Origin of the sequence: Janthinobacterium amylolyticum, assembly GCF_051380655.1 — a bacterium.
Classification (GTDB): domain Bacteria; phylum Pseudomonadota; class Gammaproteobacteria; order Burkholderiales; family Burkholderiaceae_D; genus Janthinobacterium.
In genome coordinates, this window is sequence record NZ_JBNYXL010000003.1 from 529443 (window position 1) to 547033 (window position 17591).

Here is a 17591-nt window from a genome sequence, read left to right on the forward strand (position 1 = left end):
TAGCGCTCTTCACTTTTGATAGACGTCAGCGTGCAGGACGCAGCAACAGCAGGGCCATGCCTGCCAGCAGTTCGATGACGCATATGTACAACACTATACCTTGGGGCAAGCCGAAACTGATGGCCGCGAACAAGCGGCCGGCGGGCTGCGCCAGGACCAACATTGCAGTGATATCGCTGTAGACGGGCGGTTCGCCCTGCCGTGTCGCGAACAGCGCCAGGAGCGCGGTGGCGCCCCAGAGGCCGACATGACTGGCGTAGAACTGGCTGTAACCATTCACGCCATTGAGGAAGATGCCCATGCCGGCCGCCATCTCATCGGCGAACAGCAGGCAGGCGACCGCGCTCAGCCCGTAAGCATACGCGATCAGATGCAATACACGGCGCTGCCACGCTTGCTTGCGCGCTGGCGCGACAGCGACCGTCTGTACCGGCATCAGGGTAAGGCTCTTAGTCGAGGATCTTGAAACGTGGATCATCCGGGTCGATCGACGAGATACCGCGCGCTTCTTCGGTCATCTGCGTTTCTTCGGCACGGCTTTCGCTGTGTTTCTTCTCTTCCAGATGCTGGTAAATCGCGTTCACCAGTTCCGGGCAACCTTGATGGCTGAGGGCGGAAATCTCGAAAACGGGACCCTTCCAGGCGAAACGCTTGATGAAGTCCTTGACGATCTTCTTGCGCTCGTCTTCCGGCACCATGTCGAGCTTGTTCAACACCAGCCAGCGCGGCTTGTCGACCAGCGACTCGTCGTACTTTTTCAGTTCCTTGACCAGCGCCTTGGCTTCCTTGACAGGATCGACGTTGGTTTCAAACGGCGCCAGGTCGACGATGTGCAACAGCAGACCGGTGCGCTGCAAATGGCGCAGGAATTGATGGCCCAGGCCCGCGCCTTCGGAAGCGCCTTCGATCAAGCCGGGAATATCGGCGATCACAAAGCTCTTCTCGTGCGACACGCGCACCACGCCCAGGTTCGGGTGCAGGGTGGTAAATGGATAATCGGCGATTTTCGGGCGCGCGTTCGAGACGGCCGAAATGAACGTCGACTTGCCGGCGTTCGGCATGCCCAGCAGGCCCACGTCGGCCAGCACTTTCAGTTCCAGGCGCAGTTCGCGGCGTTCGCCTTCCTTGCCCTCGCCTTTTTGGCGTGGTGCGCGGTTGGTCGAGGACTTGAAGTGGATATTGCCCCAGCCGCCTTCGCCGCCCTTGGCCAGCAGTTCGATCTGGCCGTGTTCGGTCAAATCGGCCAGGATTTCGCCGCTCGCGTTGTCGATGATCAAGGTGCCCACAGGCATGCGCAGGTGGATGTCATCCGCGCCCTTGCCATAGCAATCCGCGCCACGGCCAGGCTCGCCATTGCGAGCCTTGTGCATTTTGGAAAAGCGGAAATCGACGAGCGTGTTGATATTGCGGTCGGCCACGGCCCAGATGGACCCGCCCTTACCGCCATCGCCGCCATCGGGGCCGCCGAAAGGCCGGAATTTTTCACGGCAGAAAGATGCGCAGCCGTTGCCGCCATCACCCGCGATGACTTCGATTTTTGCTTCGTCGATAAACTTCATAATTTTGCCGCCATAAAACTAAAAAGGCTCTACCTTGGGCAGAGCCTTTCGATTGAAGGCTTGCGCCTTACATCATGCGATCATGCGGAGCAAGCGCTCCGCGATGAATTACGCTGGTACTGCTTCGTTTGGTACAACGGTCACGAATTGCTTCGAGCCAGCACCTTTGACAACGAACTTCACTTTGCCAGCGATCAACGCGAACAGAGTGTGGTCCTTGCCCATGCCTACGCCTTCGCCGGCGCGCACTGGGGTGCCGCGTTGACGAATGATGATGCCGCCAGCATTGATAGCTTGGCCGCCGTAGACTTTAACGCCCAGACGTTTTGATTCTGAATCACGGCCGTTTCGCGTTGTGCCGCCGCCTTTTTTATGTGCCATTTAAGACTCCTTGATAGCTGATTAATTCAAACAGCGGCAATTAGCCGTTGATCGAAACGATTTGGATTTCGGTAAAATTCTGGCGATGGCCTTGATGCTTCTGGTAGTGCTTACGACGACGCATCTTGAAAATTTTGACCTTATCATGGCGACCATGCGCCACAACCGTAACCAGTACCGTTGCACCTTCGACCAATGGAGCACCAAACTTGATGCTATCGCCCGCGCCTACTGCGAGAACTTGATCGATGGTGATTTCGGAACCAATGTCTGCCGGTATCTGTTCTACTTTAAGTTTTTCGCCAGCGACAACTTTGTATTGTTTGCCACCGGTTTTTATGACCGCGTACATGATTTGAAACCTCATCAAATGTTGAAAGAATTTGTCCCAACGCCGTGCAAAGCAAGCCGTACACAACAGGGGGAACCAGCGATTATACACGGACTGATAAATTGCGTCAAAAAGTATTCACAAAGCTTGACGATCGTGGTATGTCGACAACCTGGACACAATGTCAGGCTTGCGCATGGCAGACAGGGAAACACGCGCCGATGACAATCAGAACAATCAATTGCTCTACAGTCATAGGCAAACATCACGCGCGTGCATGCCATGTCGTATAATCGCGGCACCCACAATCTATTGCAGGTTCGCCTTGTCTGACGCTAACAAACACGTTAACCAAAACACCATCGTACAAACGATTGCCGCCGATATGGACGCAGTCAACACGGTGATCCGCCAAAAACTGCACTCCGATGTGATCCTGATCAACCAGATCGCCGAGTACATCATCAGCGCAGGCGGCAAACGCATCCGCCCCGTGCTGATCTTGCTGGTGGCCAATGCTCACGCATATCGCGGCACGGCGCACCATGAACTGGCTGCCGTTGTCGAGTTCATCCATACCGCCACCCTGCTGCACGATGACGTCGTCGATGAATCGTCGATGCGCCGCGGCCGCCAGACGGCCAATGCCCTGTTCGGCAATGCGGCCTCGGTGCTGGTGGGCGACTTCCTGCACTCGCGCTCGTTCCAGCTGATGGTCTCGCTGAACAATATGCGCGTCATGCAAATCCTCTCGGACGCCACCAACGTGATCGCCGAAGGCGAAGTGCTGCAGTTGCTGAACATGCACGATCCGGACGTCACGCAAGAGAGCTACCTGAACGTCATCCGCTCGAAAACAGCGAAACTGTTCGAAGCCTCGGCCCAGCTGGGCGCCCTGATCGCCGGCGCCAGCGAAGCCGATATCGAAGCGGCAGCCGAATACGGCCGCTCGCTGGGCACGGCCTTCCAGCTGATCGACGACGTGCTCGACTATGCTGGCGACGCCGCCGAAATCGGCAAGAACGTGGGCGACGACTTGCGTGAAGGCAAGCCAACCATGCCTTTGATCTGGCTGATGGAAAACGGCACGCCGGAACAGCGCGAGCTGGTGCGCAGCTGCATCGAGCAGGGCGACGAGCAGCATTTCGACGCCATCCTGGCCGCCATCACCAATAGTGGCGCCCTCGACTACACGCGCCAGCAGGCGGAAATCGCCGGCCAGCGCGCCGCCGATGCCATCGCCGGCTGGCCGGACAGCGTCTACAAGCAATCCATGCTGCAACTGTGCTCGTTTGCCGTCGACCGCAATCACTGATCACGGTTCACCATGCAGCAAACACAACGGCGCCGATGGCGCCGTTTTTCATGCGCTGCGGAAAAACTACGTATTCTCGTGCTGCATGGCCGCACCCGCCAATTCGCGCACGATGGCCGGCTCCGCTTCCAGCCGTTCACTGTAGCGGCTGCCCAGGTAATCGCGGCGGTCGCGCACCAGCAGGGTGAATTTATACAGCTCCTCCATCACGTCGACCAGGCGCGTGTAATACGGCGACGGCTTCATGCGGCCGTCATCGTCGAATTCCTGGTAAGCCTTGGCCACGGACGACTGGTTCGGGATGGTGACCATGCGCATCCAGCGCCCCAGCACGCGCAAGCCGTTGACGGCATTGAACGATTGCGAGCCGCCCGACACTTGCATCACGGCCAGGGTCCGCCCCTGCGTGGGACGCACGCTGCCCGTTTCCAGCGGCAGCCAGTCGATCTGCGACTTGAACACGCCCGTCACGGCGCCATGGCGCTCGGGGCTGCACCACACCTGCCCTTCCGACCACAGCGACAGCGCGCGCAGCTCCTGCACTTTCGGATGCTCGGGCGACACGCTGTCGACCATGGGCAAGCCGTGCGGATCGAACACGCGCGTGTCGGCGCCGAAATGGCGCAGGATGCGCTCCGCCTCCAGGGTCAGCAGCTTGCTGTACGAGCGTTCACGCAGCGAGCCGTACAGCAGCAGGATGCGCGGCGCATGCGTGGACAGTTGCGCCGGCGCCAGCTTGTCCAGGTCGGGCACATCCAGGTGGGCCGCACTGATATTCGGTAAATCATCCATCTCAGGCCACCGGCTTGCCGTCGGCGCCCACCACGGCCTGGCCGTCTTCCTTGGTGAACGCCCCCTGCTGCGGCAGCGGCAGGATCTCCAGCACCTTTTCGGAAGGCCGGCACAGGCGCACGCCCAGTTCCGTGACAACGATGGGACGGTTGATCAAAATCGGATGGGCTTGCATGGCGTCCAGCAGGGCGGCATCGCTCAATTCAGGATTGGCCAGGCCCAGCTCTTCATATAGCGCCCCCTTGTCGCGCATGACCGCGCGCACGGACAGGCCAGCACGCTTGATCAGCTCCAGCAGCTCTTCGCGCGAAGGCGGGTTCTTGACGTAATCGATGATGACGGGCTCCACGCCCGTATTGCGGATCAGGGCCAGGGTATTGCGCGAGGTGCCGCAGGCCGTGTTGTGATAGATCGTGATCGTCATGTCGTGATGTCCTTCGGTAAAGTAGGGTCGGTGACGCAGCAAGACGCGCCGGCGCAGCAGTTCTCGGTCAGAAAGGCCAGCAAGCCATGCATGCCCGGGTAATTCGCCGCATAGATGATGGAACGCCCCGCCTTGCTTGCCGTCACCAGATTGGCGTGCGCCAGTTCCTTCAAGTGAAACGACAGGGACGAGGGGGCGATCGCCAGCGCTTCGGCGATTTTCGTCGCGGCCATGCCGTCCGGTCCGGCCTGCACCAGCAGGCGGAACACGGCCAGCCGCGATTCCTGCGCCAGCGCGGCCAGAACCGCAACGGCCGCCGTACTCGTCAGTGGCGCGGCCTGCATGCCGATTGTGTTTTCATTTTCCATAATTCAATAATACTCGAATTATGGAATCGACGTCAATCAGCGTGCATTCTACGCACCTGTACCGCCCACGTACGTAACCCAGCGCACCGACCGGCATGGACAATCGGTCTACCTTGATGAAAAAATCATTGTGATCGGCATCCCATGACACGCACAACTCCGCTCAGAATTCTCGGCTGGAGCCTGGCCGCCCTGCTGGCCCTCCTCGCCATCCTGGTCATCCTCGTACTGACCTTCGACTGGAACCGCGCCCGCCCCTATATCAACCAGAAGGTATCGGACAGCACGGGCCGCAGCTTCGTCATCGCCGGCGACCTGCAAGTAAAATGGAAGCAAGGCTTGAAGACGGAACCGGGCTGGCGCCGCTACGTGCCGCGGCCCTTCATCAGCGCGCAGGATGTGCGCATCAGCAATCCGGACTGGGCCACGGCCGGCCCGCAGCTGGCCAGTGCCAAACGCATCGACGTGGCCATCCATCCATTGCCCCTGCTGCAACATCGCGTGGTGCTGACGGACCTGGCGCTGGATGCGCCGCAAATCGCCCTGCAGCGGCGCGCCGATGGCAGCAATAGCTGGACCTTCAAGGACAATGGCCCTTCGCAATGGGACGTGGAAATCCAGCGCATGGCCTTTGGCGACGGCAGCATCCGCTACCTGGACGAGGGCATCGCGCTGGACGTGCGCGCCAAGGTCAGTTCGACGGCACCCGACGCCACGCCGGGCGATGCGCCAGGCAGCGCGCCCGTGGAAAAATACGGCATCGCCTTCACGTTGGGCGGCAGCTACCGCAAGGCGCCCGTGACGGGCGGCGGCAAGGCGGGCGCCGTGCTGTCCCTGACGGACGAGAAGACCGTGTATCCCGTGCAGGCGCACGCCGTGCTGGGCAAGAACAAGGCCAGCATCGATGGCACCCTGACGGACCCGCGCTCCTTGTCCGGCATCGATCTGCAGCTGAGCCTGGCCGGCGCCAGCATGGCGGATTTATACCCGCTGACGGGCGTGCTGCTGCCGGAAACGCCGGACTACGCCACCAAGGGCCGCTTGCTGGGCAAGAAAGACGGCGACACCTGGAACTGGACGTATCAAAACTTCAAGGGCACGGTGGGCCAGAGCGACCTGGCCGGCACCCTGCAATACCTGCCGCGCCAGCCGCGCCCCCTGCTGCGCGGCGAAGTGACGTCCCAGCAATTGCGCCTGGAAGACCTGGGCCCCACCATCGGCGCCGACAGTAACGCGCAGAAACAGGCACGCGGCAAGGCGCCCGTGCAGCCGGACAGCAAGGCCTTGCCGGTGGAACAGTTCAATACGGCCAAATGGGATGCGCTCGATGCCGACGTGAAATTTACCGGCAAAAAACTCGTGCGCACGCACGACATTCCATTCAACGACATCGTCGCCCACATCCGCATGAAAGACAAAGTGCTGAGTTTGACGCCGCTCAACTTCGGCATGGCCGGCGGCGACATCACGTCGAACATCACGCTCGACGGCCGCCAGAAAACCATCGCCGCGCAAGCCAAGGTGGCGGCGCGCCACCTGAAAATCCGCGAACTGTTTCCCAAGCTGCAATCGATGCAAGCGAGCTTCGGCGAAGTGTATGGCGACGCGGCGCTGACGGGCCACGGCAACTCCGTCTCGGCCATGCTGGCCAGCGCGAATGGCGAACTGGCGGCTACCGTCAGCGAAGGCTCCGTCAGCCAGTTCGTGCTGGAACTGGCGGGCCTGAATCTGGCCAACGCCGTCTTTGTGAAAATCTTCGGCGACAAGCAGGTGCAGTTGAACTGCCTGGCCAGCGACTTCGCCGTGACGAATGGCCAGGCCGACGTGCGCCGCTTCGTGCTCGACACGGACAGCGCCGTCGTCAATGTCACGGGCAACGTCAACCTGGCCAATGAAACCCTGGACCTGGACGTGCGCCCTCGCACCAAGGGCGCGCGCATCATCACCCTGCGCACGCCGCTGTACGCCAAAGGCACGTTCAAGAACCCGGATGTAGGCCCGCAAAAAGGCCCGCTGGCCCTGAAAGCGGGTGCCGCCGTGGCGCTGGCCACCGTCGTCACCCCGCTGGCCGCCCTGCTGCCGCTGGTCAATATCGACAAGGCCCCCGACACGGACTGCGCCGCCGTCATGGCACAAGCCAAAGCCACGCGCAAGAACCCCGCCTCGCCCGCCACGAATGCGCCGGCAAAAAAAGTCAGCGAAGCGGACATCAAAAAGGCGCAGCAGGAGAAAAAATAACCGCCCTTGACGCAGCCGCTTGAAAGCCGCCCCGCCATCTGCTGTAATGCAAAAACAGTACGCGGGGTGTGGCTCAGCCTGGTAGAGCGCTGCGTTCGGGACGCAGAGGCCGGAGGTTCGAATCCTCTCACCCCGACCAGCTTTTTTCCCTCACTGCGCCGGCTTGAATTGCTTGCACCTTGACCTGCGCGTTGGCGGCTTGCCGGGAAGTATGATATTAACTGCATTATTAATATCTTGATCACTTCTCACGCAAGGGCCAGACCAATGTCTTTCCTGATAGTTCTGGCCGCTCTGGCCTTCCTCATGCTGGCCGCCTACCGCGGCTACAGCGTGATCCTGTTTGCGCCTGTCGCCGCGCTCGGCGCCGTGCTGCTGACGGATCCGTCCGCCGTGCCGGCCGTCTTCAGCGGTATCTTCATGGAAAAGATGGTCGGCTTCATCAAGCTGTATTTCCCCGTCTTTTTGCTCGGTGCCGTGTTCGGCAAGCTGATTGAACTGTCCGGCTTTTCGCAGTCCATCGTCGTGGCCGCCATCCGCTACATCGGCAGTGCGCGCGCGAATGCCGTGATCGTTGCCGTGTGCGGCGCGCTGACCTACGGCGGCGTATCGCTGTTCGTCGTGGTGTTTGCCGTGTATCCGTTCGCGGCTGAACTGTATCGCCAGAGCAATATCCCCAAGCGCCTGATGCCGGGCGCCATCGCCCTGGGCGCGTTTTCATTCACCATGGATACCTTGCCCGGTACGCCGCAGATCCAGAACATCATCCCCACCACCTTCTTCAATACCACCGGCTGGGCCGCGCCGTGGCTGGGCACCATCGGCGCCGTGCTGACCGTCGTGATGGGCCTGGCCTTCCTCGAATGGCGCCGGCGCTCCGTCATGGCCACGGGCGAAGGCTATGGCGCCGAAGCCGACAAGGCCTCGGCCGACATTGGCGACTTGCCCCATCCGCTATTGTCGGTCGCGCCCCTGGTGCTGGTAGGCGTGGCCAACTTCGCGCTCACCAAGCTGATTCCCCACTGGTATGGCGACAGTTACGTGCTTACCGCCGACGCGCTGCCCGGCCTGCATGCGCCCGTGCAGACGTCGATCGCTTCCGTCACCGGCATCTGGGCCGTGGAAGGCGCCTTGTTGCTGGGCATCTTGCTGGTCTGCCTGACAGCCTTCGGGCGCATCCGCGCCGCCTTTGCCGAAGGCACCAAGGCGGCCGTGGGCGGCGCCCTGCTGGCGGCCATGAACACGGCATCCGAATACGGCTTTGGCGGCGTCATCGCGGCGCTGCCCGGTTTTCTTGCCGTCAGCAACACCTTGCGCAGCGTGCCCGATCCGCTCGTCAACGCGGCCGTGTCCGTGACGACCCTGGCCGGCATCACCGGTTCCGCCTCGGGCGGCATGAGCATCGCGCTGGCCGCCATGTCCGACAGTTTTATCCAGGCCGCGCAGCAGGCGCACATTCCGCTGGAAGTCATGCACCGCGTGGTGGCCATGGCCAGCGGCGGCATGGATACCTTGCCGCACAATGGCGCCGTGATCACCCTGCTGGCCGTCACGGGCCTGACGCACCGCCAGTCCTACCGTGACATCTTCGGCATCACCATCATCAAGACGGTCGTCGTGTTTTTCGTGATCGGCATTTACTACCTGACGGGGCTGGTATGATCGCGTCTTCCCCGACGCTCCGGCACACCGCTCCATGAATCATTTCCAGGTATTGATCGCGGCCGTTTCGGCCGTGGTGTTGTTCTTGTACAGTTTGCAGGCCTTCAGCCGCGAGCTGCAAGCGATGGGCGGCGCCGGCATGCAAGCCTGGCTGGCCCGGGTCACCACCAACCGCTGGTACGGTTTCCTCGTCGGCGCCATCGCCACGGCGCTGGTGCAGTCGAGCAGCGCCACGACGGCGCTGGCCGTGGCCCTCGTCGATGCGCAGGTGATCAGTTTTGCGGGCAGCCTGGCGATCCTGCTGGGCGCGAATGTCGGCACGACGGCCACGGCCTGGCTGGTATCGATGAAGCTGACGGGCATCGGCCCGCTGTTCATCATCGGCGGCGCGCTTGTCTCCAGCCTGCCCAGCAAGATACAGGCGCTGGGCAAGGCGGCGTTCTATTTTGGCTTGATCTTTTTTGCCCTCGACCTGATTTCGAGCGAACTCAAGCCGCTGCAGGCGCAGCCGTGGTTTGTCGATACCCTGGCGCAGGCGCGCGAACCGTGGATAGCCTTGCTGATGGGCGCGCTATTTACGGCGCTGGTGCAATCGAGCAGCGTTTCCACCGGCCTGGCCATCGTGCTGACGCAGCACCAGCTGATCCCGGCCGAAGCGGCCATCGCCATCGTCGTGGGCGCGAATGTCGGCTCCACCTCGACGGCACTGCTGTCGAGCCTGCAGATGAGCGCCAACGCGCAAGCCACGGCCAAGGCCAATTTCCTCTTCAACCTGGCTGGCGCGCTGGCCTTCTTTCCCTTCATCCCCGCTTTGTCGGATGCCCTGCTGCCGCTGGCCGGCACGGCCGTGGCAGCCGCCCACCTGATTTTCAACCTGTGCGTGGGCTTGTGCTTCCTGATATGCCTGCCCTACCTCCAGCCGCGCCTGATGCGCTGGCTGAAGGCGGCACCGGCCTGAGCTTATTTCACGGCAGGCGCGGCGCCTGTCGCCTGCGCCGGCTTGAACAGGTGGCTGATGCCCATGGTCAGCAGCGGACCGGCCAGCGCCAGGTAGGAACTGTCCACGCCGTACGGATTGCCCGCCAGGAACCAGCCGATGGTGGCGATCACGGACACGATCACGCCGACAAAGGCGCCGCGCGGCGTGCCGAACTTCGGCGCATAGAAGGCCATCAGCACCAGCACGGCCAGGGTGGCGCGCAGGGCCTTGCCGAGGAAGGCGATCATCAGCAGTTTTTCCGCATACAGCGCCAGCACCAGCGGCAGCAGGCCCGCCACAACGATGGCGATGCGCAGGAACAGCATCGACTTCGCGTCATTTTTCGCCTTGTTGTACCACGGATCATAGAAATCCTTCATCGCCAGGGTGGCCGATGCCAGGGTGGTGGCGGAAATGCCGCCGAACAGGGCGCCGGCCAGGCCGACGATCATGATGCTGGCGGAAAATGCCGGCATGTGGGCGATCAGGGTCGGGAACGCGTCGATCGACTTCATGCCCGGATACAGCACGGCGCTGCACATGCCGATCAGGGCCGCCATCAGGCCGAACGGAATCATCAGTGACGACACGTAATAGCAGGCACGCTTGGCGACGGCCGGGTTGTCCGTGCTGACCAGGGCCTGGATCACGTACTGCGTGGCAAAGATGGAACCGATGCCGCCGATCATCCAGGCGATGATCTGGCCCCAGCCGATCTCGATCCAGTTGAACATCTTGGCCGGCAATTGCGCCTGCAATTCGCCGATGCCGCCCGTTGCTTCCAGGGCATACGCGAGCGCCAGGATCACACCCAGGTACTTGACGATGGAGTGGGCGAAGTTGGTGTACACCACCGAGCGCATGCCGCCCAGGCTGACGTAGATCACGGTAATGGCGCCCACCAGCAGGATGGCGACGGTTTTATCGATGTGCAGCACGGCGGCCAGCACGGCGCCGCCACTCGCATACAGGGCCACGGCGACAATGCTCAGCGCGACGATGGTGAGGATGGATGCCGCATAACGTACGGGTTCGCCATACGTTTGCGCGAGGATGCCGGAAATCGTCGACTGCCCGCTTTCCTTGTATTTTTTCACCAGCACGATGGCCAGCAGCAAGAAGCCCAGCGACAGCGCCACCAGATTCCAGGCGGCGGAAATGCCCAGTTCATAACCCTTCTGCGCCGTGCCGATGCTCACGGAACTGCCGATGAATTCCGACAGCAGCAAGGCGCCGATCAGGAAGGCGGGATAATTGCGCCCGCCCGCCGTCATGCCTTCGCTGCTGGTCGCATGCTTGCGCACGCTGTAAGTGATATAGCTCATGAGGGCGAAATAGCCCACCGTGACCGCCGCGATAATCATCAATCTGTTTTCCATCCGTCTACTCCAAGTCTGCTCTATTTTTATTATTTTTCAAAAAAGCTTGCCCTGCCGCGTGCCGGTCCTGCCGGTGGCGGTGCTCAGGGGCAAAGCGAAATCAGGTCCTGCCTACGCCAGTAAAAACGCCCGCAGCCGTGCCGTGAACGCTGGCGCCGCCTCGACATTCGACAGGTGCGAGGCCGGCACGCTGGCCAGCTGCGCGCCTGCCACCTGTCCCTGCAGCCAGCGCGCATCGTCCACCGTGGTGACGGGATCGTGCTCGCCGGCGATGACCAGGGTGGGCAGCGCAATCGCGGCCAGCTGGGCGCGCAAGTCCGTTTGCGCCAGCGCCGCACAGCAGGCCGCATAGCCGTCGGCATCCTGCTCGCGCAGGGCGGCGATCATGCGCGCCACCGTGGCCGCTTCAGCCGTGATGAAAGCCGGCGTGAACCAGCGCGCCGCGGCGCCACCGGCCACGCCACCCATGCCTTCGCGGCGCACCTGGACGGCGCGCGCCAGCCAGGCATCGGCCGCGCCGATACGCGCCGCCGTGTTGGCCAGCACCAGATGCGTCAGGCGCCGCGGCTGGTGAATGCCCAGCCACTGGCCCGTCAAGCCGCCCATCGAGATGCCGCAGAACGCAGCCTGCGCCACGTCCAGGTGGTCCAGCAGCGCCACCACGTCCTGGCCCAGGCGCTCAATGCCGAACGGCGCGCCGCCGCTGGCGGACTGGCCATGGCCACGCGTATCGTAGCGCACGACGAAGAAGTCGCTGGCCAGGGCATCGGCCTGCGCATCCCACATGGACAGGTCCGTGCCCAGGGAATTCGACAGCACCAGACAGGGATTGCCACGTTCGCCATCGGTGCGGTAATGCAGGCGCGTGTCGCCCGCTGTGAAAAAGGATTGCATGCTGTGTCCCTATTGTCCCTGTGTCCTTAGGCGGCGGCGCGCTGCCGCTCGACTGCCGCTGACGGCAGTGCCGCGCTGTCGCGGCTCAAATGAAAATCAAACGCGATCGATTCATATGGCTGCTGCAGCTGCAGGGCAGCCAGTTGCGCCGCATCGTCGACCCGCGTGATGGGCGGCACCAGGCCTTCGCGCGTGGCGAAGGCGAAATCGTCCCACAGATAGCTGTCGCCATCGATGTTGATCTGCGTCGTCAGCTTGCGGTGGCCCGGCGCGCTGATGAAGAAATGGATGTGCGCCGGACGCTGGCCGTGGCGGCCCAGCAGATCGAGCAGCTGCTGCGTGGTGCCGTCCGGCGGGCAGCCATAGCCGACCGGCAGGATGCTGCGGAACTGGTAGCGCCCGTCCTGGTCCGCGACGATGGTGCGGCGCAGGTTGAACGGCGACTGCGTATGGTCGAAGAACGAGTAATTGCCCAGCAAGTTCGCATGCCAGACTTCGACCTGCGCGCCGGGCAGCGGCTGGCCATCGGCGTCAAACACGGTGCCCTGCATCAGCAGCACCTCGGCGCGTTCGCTCTCCGTGCCATCGTCGAGACGGGCGTAGCCCACGCTTTCGGGTGCGCCTGCCACGTACAGCGGACCTTCGATGGTGCGCGGCGTGGCGCCGGCCAGGCCAGCCTGCGCCTCAGCCTCGTCGGCGCGCAGGTCGAGAAAATGTTCCAGGCCCATGCCCGCCGCCAGCAAACCCAGTTCGCTGGAAGCACCGGCGGCCGACAGGTAGGCCAGGCCGCTCCAGAACTCGTCGGGCGTGACGTCCAGGTCGTCGATGGTCTTGCACAAGTCGCCCAGCAGGCGCACGACGATCTGCTGCACGCGCGGGTTGGCGGGACGGTCGGCGGCGTCCACGATCCACTTCTTGACGAGGGTATCGATGTCGGTATGTTGCATGAGGTGTCTCCTTGAGTAAGGGGTACTGCGCCGGATGCTGCGCGCGGGTCAGGAATCGTCGCCGCGCACCGAGGATGGATGGCGGCACAGCGGCATCACGTCGATCTGCATGTAGGGGAACAGCGGAAGCGAGGTCAGCAGGTTGTGCAGCTCGTCGACGCTGTCCACGTCAAAGACGCTGATGTTGGCGTACTGCCCGGCGATGCGCCACAGGTGGCGCCACTTGCCTTCCTGCTGCAGGCGCTGCGCCAGTTCCTTTTCCGTCTGCTTGAGCTGCGCCGCCTGCTCGGCGGGCATGCTCAAGGGCAGGTTCACGTTCATGCGTACATGGAATAACATGGTTTCTCCTTTGACTGACTTATTGACGCTGCAAAGAACGCAGCTTGTCGGTGTCGATCTCCACGCCCAGGCCCGGCCCTGTCGGCACCTGCAGCATGAAGTCGCGGTACACGAGCGGTTCGCGCAGGACTTCCTGCGTCAGCAGCAGTGGTCCGAACAGTTCCGTGCCCCAGGCCAGTTCCGCAAACGTGGAACAGACATGGGCCGTGGCGGCCGTGCCGATGCCGCCTTCGAGCATGGTGCCGCCATACAGGCCGACGCCGGCCAGGCGCGCCACGGTGGCCACTTCCAGCGCCGGCAGCAAGCCGCCCGACTGGGTGATCTTGACCGCGTACACGTCGGCCGCATCGGCCTGCGCCAGCGCCAGCGCATCGGCCGGGCCATGCAGGGCTTCATCGGCCATGATGGCCACGTCGAAACGCTGCTTCAGGCGCGCCAGCGCGGCGCGGTTGCCCGCCTTGACGGGCTGCTCGATCAGGTCGATGCCGCCCGCTTCCAGTGCGGCGATGCCGCGAACGGCGTCCGTCTCGCTCCAGGCCTGGTTGACGTCGACGCGCACGCTGGCGCGCTCGCCAAGCGCCCGCTTGATTTCCAGCACGTGGGCCACGTCGTCCATCACGTCGCGCAAGCCGATCTTCAGCTTGAAGATGCGGTGGCGGCGCAGTTCCAGCATTTTTTCGCCTTCGGCGATGTCGCGCACGGTGTCGCCGCTGGCCAGCACCCAGGCCACGGGCAGCGCGTCGCGTACCCGCCCGCCCAGCAGTTCCGACAGCGGCACGTTCAGGCGGCGCGCCTGCGCGTCGAGCAGCGCCGTTTCGATCGCGCACTTGGCGAAGCGGTTGCCCTGCACCACCTTGCGCAAGGTGGCCATGGCTTTCGCCACCTGGCTCGCTTCCATGCCGACCAGCAGCGGCGCGATATAGGTGTCGATATTCGTCTTGATGCTTTCCGGGCTTTCGCCGCCGTAGCTCAAGCCGCCGATGGTGGTGGCTTCGCCCCAGCCCGTGATGCCGTCGGCGCAGCGCACGCGCACCAGCACCAGGGTCTGGGTATTCATGGTGGCGACGGACATGCGGTGCGGACGAATGGTCGGCACATCGACCAGGAAGGTCTCGATATTTTGAATCATATTTATTCCGTATAATTCTGTGGAGTGGAGACACGATATGCCCCAAAAGTCCCCGCGTCCAACACCGAGTTGGTATCGAACCTATACCTGAAAGGTATGAAGATGGAATTACGCCACTTGCGCTACTTCGTTGCGGTCGCCGAAGAAAGGAACTTCACGCGCGCCGCCGAACGCCTGCATATCGCGCAGCCGCCCCTCAGCCGGCAGATGCAGCAGCTGGAAGAAACCCTGGGCGTGGCACTGATCGAAAAAGGTTCGCGGCCCTTGCGCCTGACCGAGGCGGGCGAGTTTTTTCTCGCCCACGCGCGCCCGCTGCTCGACCAGGTGCGCGACCTGAAGGCGATGACGCAGCGCATCGGCAAGCTGGAACGTACCCTGTCAATCGGCTTCGTCGCCTCGACCCTGTATGGGGAATTGCCCGATGTGGTGCACCGCTATTGCGAACGCCACCCCGAGGTGGACGTGACCTTGCACGAAATGACGACGGTGGAGCAGATCAAGGCCCTGAAGGAAGGGCGCATCGACGTGGGTTTCGGGCGCCTGAAAAGCGAGGATCCCAGCATCCGCCGCATCCTGCTGCGCGAAGAACGCCTGGTGGTGGCCCTGCCGCCCGGGCACCGGCTGGCGCATGGCGAGGGCGGCCTGCGCCTGACGGACCTGACGCATGAAACCCTGCTGGTGTACCCGAAGGCGCCGCGCCCCAGCTTTGCCGACCAGGTGCTGGCCATGTTCAGCGATGGCAATGTCACCCCCGGCCTCGTCACCGAGGTGCGCGAGCTGCAGATTTCCATGGGCCTGGTGGCGGCCGGCCAGGGCATTTCCATCGTGCCGGAAAGCGTGCAAGCCATGCATCACCGTAACGTCATCTACCGCAAGCTGGACGACCAGCACGCGTTCTCACCCATCCTGTTCAGCATGCGGCGCATGGACCGCTCGCCCGAACTGGAAAACATCCTCGCCGCCGTGTACTCGATCTACGACGAACACGGCATCGCGCACCTCAAGGAAAGCCTGTAGCCGTGCTGCGCGCATCTACAGCGGCGCGTCGGCCAGCAGTTCCGGGCGCAGCGCGCGGATGCGCAGTTCCGTGAAGTAGCCGCCCGCCTCGTTGTAGCGCAGGTAGTGGCGACCGCAGTCCAGGCAGCGGGCCACCTGGCTCAGGTTGGCGGGATAAAAACGCGGCGCGATGGGCGCGTCGATGCTGTCGTAGCGCGTGCCCTGCGGGTGATATTCGGCAAACGTCGGTTCTTCGTACGGGTCTTCGCGCAGGGTGCCGATTTCTTCAAAGCGGTCCAGCTCCAGCGAGGTGGGAAGGCGCTGCCAGGCATCGAGCGGGACGGCGCAGCAGCTGCATTTTTTTGTCACCAGCGCCGACGTGGCGGCCAGCGCGGACAAAGCGGGAAAGTCGATGAATTTCATGTTCAGCCATGGCTAAGGTGCGGCCCTTGGCAACGAGCCAGGCCGCGCCCTCTCATTTTATCCCAGCAAGCGCCAGGCCATGGCTGCCCTTATCGCCCAGCCCATCGTCGGCGTCCAAGCCGCTGTCGCCGTGCCAGGCCCAGTTCCAGCAGCATCAGCAGGCCGCCGGAAACAAGCAGCAAGGGCATCAGCGCGCACATGAGCGCCGCCACCAGCCAGGCTAGCGCCGAGGGCGAGGTCCAGGCGCCGGGCAGCAGCCTGGGCAAGCCCAGCGAACCTGGCATGCGGCGCTTGAAGAACATCACCCAGCCCGATACCAGCGAAAACAGCACGCTGGCGCCAAACAGCAGCAGCAAGGCCTGGTTCCACCAGCCGAATTCGCCCCGGTGAAACGGGATGCCGATGGCCGTGGCCTTGCCGAACGCCGTCTGCGCTTCCCAGCCCGCGTAGTACAGGGGCTTGCCGCTGTAGGCGTCGAACTGCAGGTCGAAGCGCAAGGTGGGCCGGCTGCGGTCGGCCATGGTGGCGCGCCACACATCGTTCTGGCTGGCCGGCGCCGTCAGCTGCACGGCGATGGCGGGCGCGTGGCTGCGCGCCACCTGCCACGCATCCTGCCAGTCCAGCGGCGCGCCCTCCTCTGTTGAGCGCAGGCCGCGCGGCGCGGGCGGCGGCGCCTGGCCGCTGACGTCGCGCAACGCGCGGATCCGCCCGCCCGCCTGCTGGCTCCATGTGAGGCCCGTGGCCAGGATCACGAAGCTCACCACGCCCAGCGCCACGCCGAGGAACGCATGCCACTGGCGCCAGCCATTGCGGCCCCGCGCACCGCGCTTCGGCAAACCTGCCTGCGCGCCGCGCGGCCACCACAGGATCACGCCCGTCACCAGCATCACCATCAGCCAGCTGGCCGCCAGTTCGATCATCCAGCGCCAGCCATCGTTTTGCAGCAGGCGCGAATGCAGCTTCTTGGCCCAGTTGCCGAAACGCTCGCTGCTGGCCAGGCTGCCCAGCACGCGCGCGTCATACGGATTCACGTAGACAACGATGGCTTGCGCGGGCAGGCCAAACTTCGGCTTGACGGACGCGGCATGCCCGCCATGGCCCGCGTGTTCATCCTGCGCGCCACCGGGCGGCGCGAACGCCACCTGCACCGCGTCGCTAGCTTGGAACGGCGGCACCACATGCTGCACTTCCCAGCCGCGCGGCGCCGCCCGTTCCGCTGCCGCCACGGCAGTATCCAGCGGCAGCATGGCGCCCTGCGGCAGCACATGATCGAGGTGCTGATACAGCCTTGCCTCGATCTGCGGCGTGAAAACATACAACATGCCCGTCAGGGTCGCCAGCAGCGCAAATGGCGAGGCGATCAGCGCGGCCCAGAAGTGGAGGCGCCAGTACAGGCTTTTGCGGCGCGCGATGAGAAAGGTATGATCGTCCATGG

At 63.3% G+C, this 17591-nt stretch carries 19 protein-coding genes and 1 tRNA gene; 6 read left to right on the forward strand and 14 right to left on the reverse strand.

All coding sequences use genetic code 11. The features are described from left to right. Positions 1-25 precede the first annotated feature (25 nt). The 4 genes from ACQ4WR_RS08860 to rplU all read right to left on the reverse strand — a co-directional run bounded on the left by ACQ4WR_RS08860 (position 26) and on the right by rplU (position 2292). A complete protein-coding gene (locus ACQ4WR_RS08860) occupies positions 26-436 on the reverse strand; it encodes a hypothetical protein (RefSeq protein WP_436486684.1) in 411 nt (136 codons plus the stop codon). 13 nt (positions 437-449) lie between these two features. Continuing rightward, positions 450-1559: a GTPase ObgE gene (gene obgE, locus ACQ4WR_RS08865; protein WP_102294423.1), complete on the reverse strand. Its 1110-nt coding sequence runs from the start codon at positions 1557-1559 to the stop codon at positions 450-452. A gap of 108 nt (positions 1560-1667) precedes the next feature. Next, complete coding sequence (rpmA, locus tag ACQ4WR_RS08870; RefSeq protein ID WP_070219281.1) at positions 1668-1940, reverse strand: 50S ribosomal protein L27; 273 nt, start codon at positions 1938-1940, stop codon at positions 1668-1670. A 40-nt stretch (positions 1941-1980) separates the two neighbouring features. Then, positions 1981-2292: a 50S ribosomal protein L21 gene (gene rplU, locus ACQ4WR_RS08875; protein ID WP_034754730.1), complete on the reverse strand. Its 312-nt coding sequence runs from the start codon at positions 2290-2292 to the stop codon at positions 1981-1983. Positions 2293-2548: 256 nt separating this feature from the next. Between rplU and ispB the strand changes: the two genes are divergently transcribed. Continuing rightward, positions 2549-3586, forward strand: coding sequence for an octaprenyl diphosphate synthase (gene ispB, locus ACQ4WR_RS08880; protein WP_374755241.1), 1038 nt, complete (start codon positions 2549-2551; stop codon positions 3584-3586). Positions 3587-3652: 66 nt separating this feature from the next. Here the strand turns inward: ispB and arsH are convergent, their stop codons facing one another. The 3 genes from arsH to ACQ4WR_RS08895 are packed head-to-tail and all read right to left on the reverse strand — an operon-like array spanning position 3653 to position 5170. Beyond that, on the reverse strand, positions 3653-4378 hold the full coding sequence (gene arsH, locus ACQ4WR_RS08885; RefSeq protein ID WP_436486686.1) for an arsenical resistance protein ArsH: 726 nt from the start codon (positions 4376-4378) through the stop codon (positions 3653-3655). Between the two features lies 1 nt (position 4379). Then, on the reverse strand, positions 4380-4802 hold the full coding sequence (gene arsC, locus ACQ4WR_RS08890; protein WP_102294425.1) for an arsenate reductase (glutaredoxin): 423 nt from the start codon (positions 4800-4802) through the stop codon (positions 4380-4382). Continuing rightward, complete coding sequence (locus ACQ4WR_RS08895) at positions 4799-5170, reverse strand: ArsR/SmtB family transcription factor (RefSeq protein WP_436486689.1); 372 nt, start codon at positions 5168-5170, stop codon at positions 4799-4801. The genes arsC and ACQ4WR_RS08895 overlap by 4 nt, the downstream gene beginning before the upstream one ends. Before the next feature lie 144 nt (positions 5171-5314). Between ACQ4WR_RS08895 and ACQ4WR_RS08900 the strand changes: the two genes are divergently transcribed. The 4 genes from ACQ4WR_RS08900 (at position 5315) to ACQ4WR_RS08915 (ending at position 10028) form a co-directional block, all read left to right on the forward strand. After that, positions 5315-7408 carry an AsmA family protein gene (locus ACQ4WR_RS08900; RefSeq protein WP_436486691.1) on the forward strand — a complete coding sequence of 698 codons (2094 nt, stop codon included), beginning with the start codon at positions 5315-5317 and terminating at the stop codon, positions 7406-7408. Between the two features lie 62 nt (positions 7409-7470). Next, positions 7471-7547 (forward strand) — tRNA-Pro (locus ACQ4WR_RS08905). A 128-nt stretch (positions 7548-7675) separates the two neighbouring features. After that, positions 7676-9070, forward strand: a complete 1395-nt coding sequence (locus tag ACQ4WR_RS08910) for a GntP family permease (protein ID WP_436486693.1) — start codon at positions 7676-7678, stop codon at positions 9068-9070. 34 nt (positions 9071-9104) lie between these two features. Further along, a complete protein-coding gene (locus tag ACQ4WR_RS08915) occupies positions 9105-10028 on the forward strand; it encodes a Na/Pi cotransporter family protein (protein ID WP_102294428.1) in 924 nt (307 codons plus the stop codon). A gap of 2 nt (positions 10029-10030) precedes the next feature. On the opposite strand, the gene ACQ4WR_RS08920 is transcribed toward ACQ4WR_RS08915, so the two are convergent. The 5 genes from ACQ4WR_RS08920 to ACQ4WR_RS08940 all read right to left on the reverse strand — a co-directional run bounded on the left by ACQ4WR_RS08920 (position 10031) and on the right by ACQ4WR_RS08940 (position 14737). Next, positions 10031-11413 (reverse strand): sodium:solute symporter family protein, encoded by a 1383-nt coding sequence (locus ACQ4WR_RS08920; RefSeq protein WP_436486695.1) that lies wholly within the window; start codon positions 11411-11413, stop codon positions 10031-10033. Positions 11414-11539: 126 nt separating this feature from the next. Further along, the gene (pcaD, locus tag ACQ4WR_RS08925) at positions 11540-12322 is read right to left on the reverse strand and encodes a 3-oxoadipate enol-lactonase (RefSeq protein ID WP_436486697.1); all 783 of its coding nucleotides are present in this window, start codon (positions 12320-12322) and stop codon (positions 11540-11542) included. A 26-nt stretch (positions 12323-12348) separates the two neighbouring features. Then, positions 12349-13269: a catechol 1,2-dioxygenase gene (gene catA, locus ACQ4WR_RS08930; protein ID WP_436486699.1), complete on the reverse strand. Its 921-nt coding sequence runs from the start codon at positions 13267-13269 to the stop codon at positions 12349-12351. 48 nt (positions 13270-13317) lie between these two features. Next, entirely contained in the window at positions 13318-13608 is a 291-nt protein-coding gene (gene catC / locus ACQ4WR_RS08935) for a muconolactone Delta-isomerase (protein WP_436486701.1), read from the reverse strand. 19 nt (positions 13609-13627) lie between these two features. Next, a complete protein-coding gene (locus ACQ4WR_RS08940; RefSeq protein WP_436486703.1) occupies positions 13628-14737 on the reverse strand; it encodes a muconate/chloromuconate family cycloisomerase in 1110 nt (369 codons plus the stop codon). Between the two features lie 102 nt (positions 14738-14839). On the opposite strand from ACQ4WR_RS08940, the gene ACQ4WR_RS08945 reads away from it, so the two are divergent. Then, positions 14840-15754 carry a LysR family transcriptional regulator gene (locus ACQ4WR_RS08945; protein WP_436486705.1) on the forward strand — a complete coding sequence of 305 codons (915 nt, stop codon included), beginning with the start codon at positions 14840-14842 and terminating at the stop codon, positions 15752-15754. Between the two features lie 15 nt (positions 15755-15769). Here ACQ4WR_RS08945 and ACQ4WR_RS08950 read toward each other — a convergent pair whose 3' ends face one another. Both ACQ4WR_RS08950 and ACQ4WR_RS08955 read right to left on the reverse strand, forming a co-directional pair. Next, positions 15770-16156 carry a hypothetical protein gene (locus tag ACQ4WR_RS08950; protein ID WP_436486707.1) on the reverse strand — a complete coding sequence of 129 codons (387 nt, stop codon included), beginning with the start codon at positions 16154-16156 and terminating at the stop codon, positions 15770-15772. 89 nt (positions 16157-16245) lie between these two features. Beyond that, on the reverse strand, positions 16246-17589 hold the full coding sequence (locus ACQ4WR_RS08955; protein WP_436486708.1) for a PepSY-associated TM helix domain-containing protein: 1344 nt from the start codon (positions 17587-17589) through the stop codon (positions 16246-16248). Positions 17590-17591 lie beyond the last annotated feature (2 nt).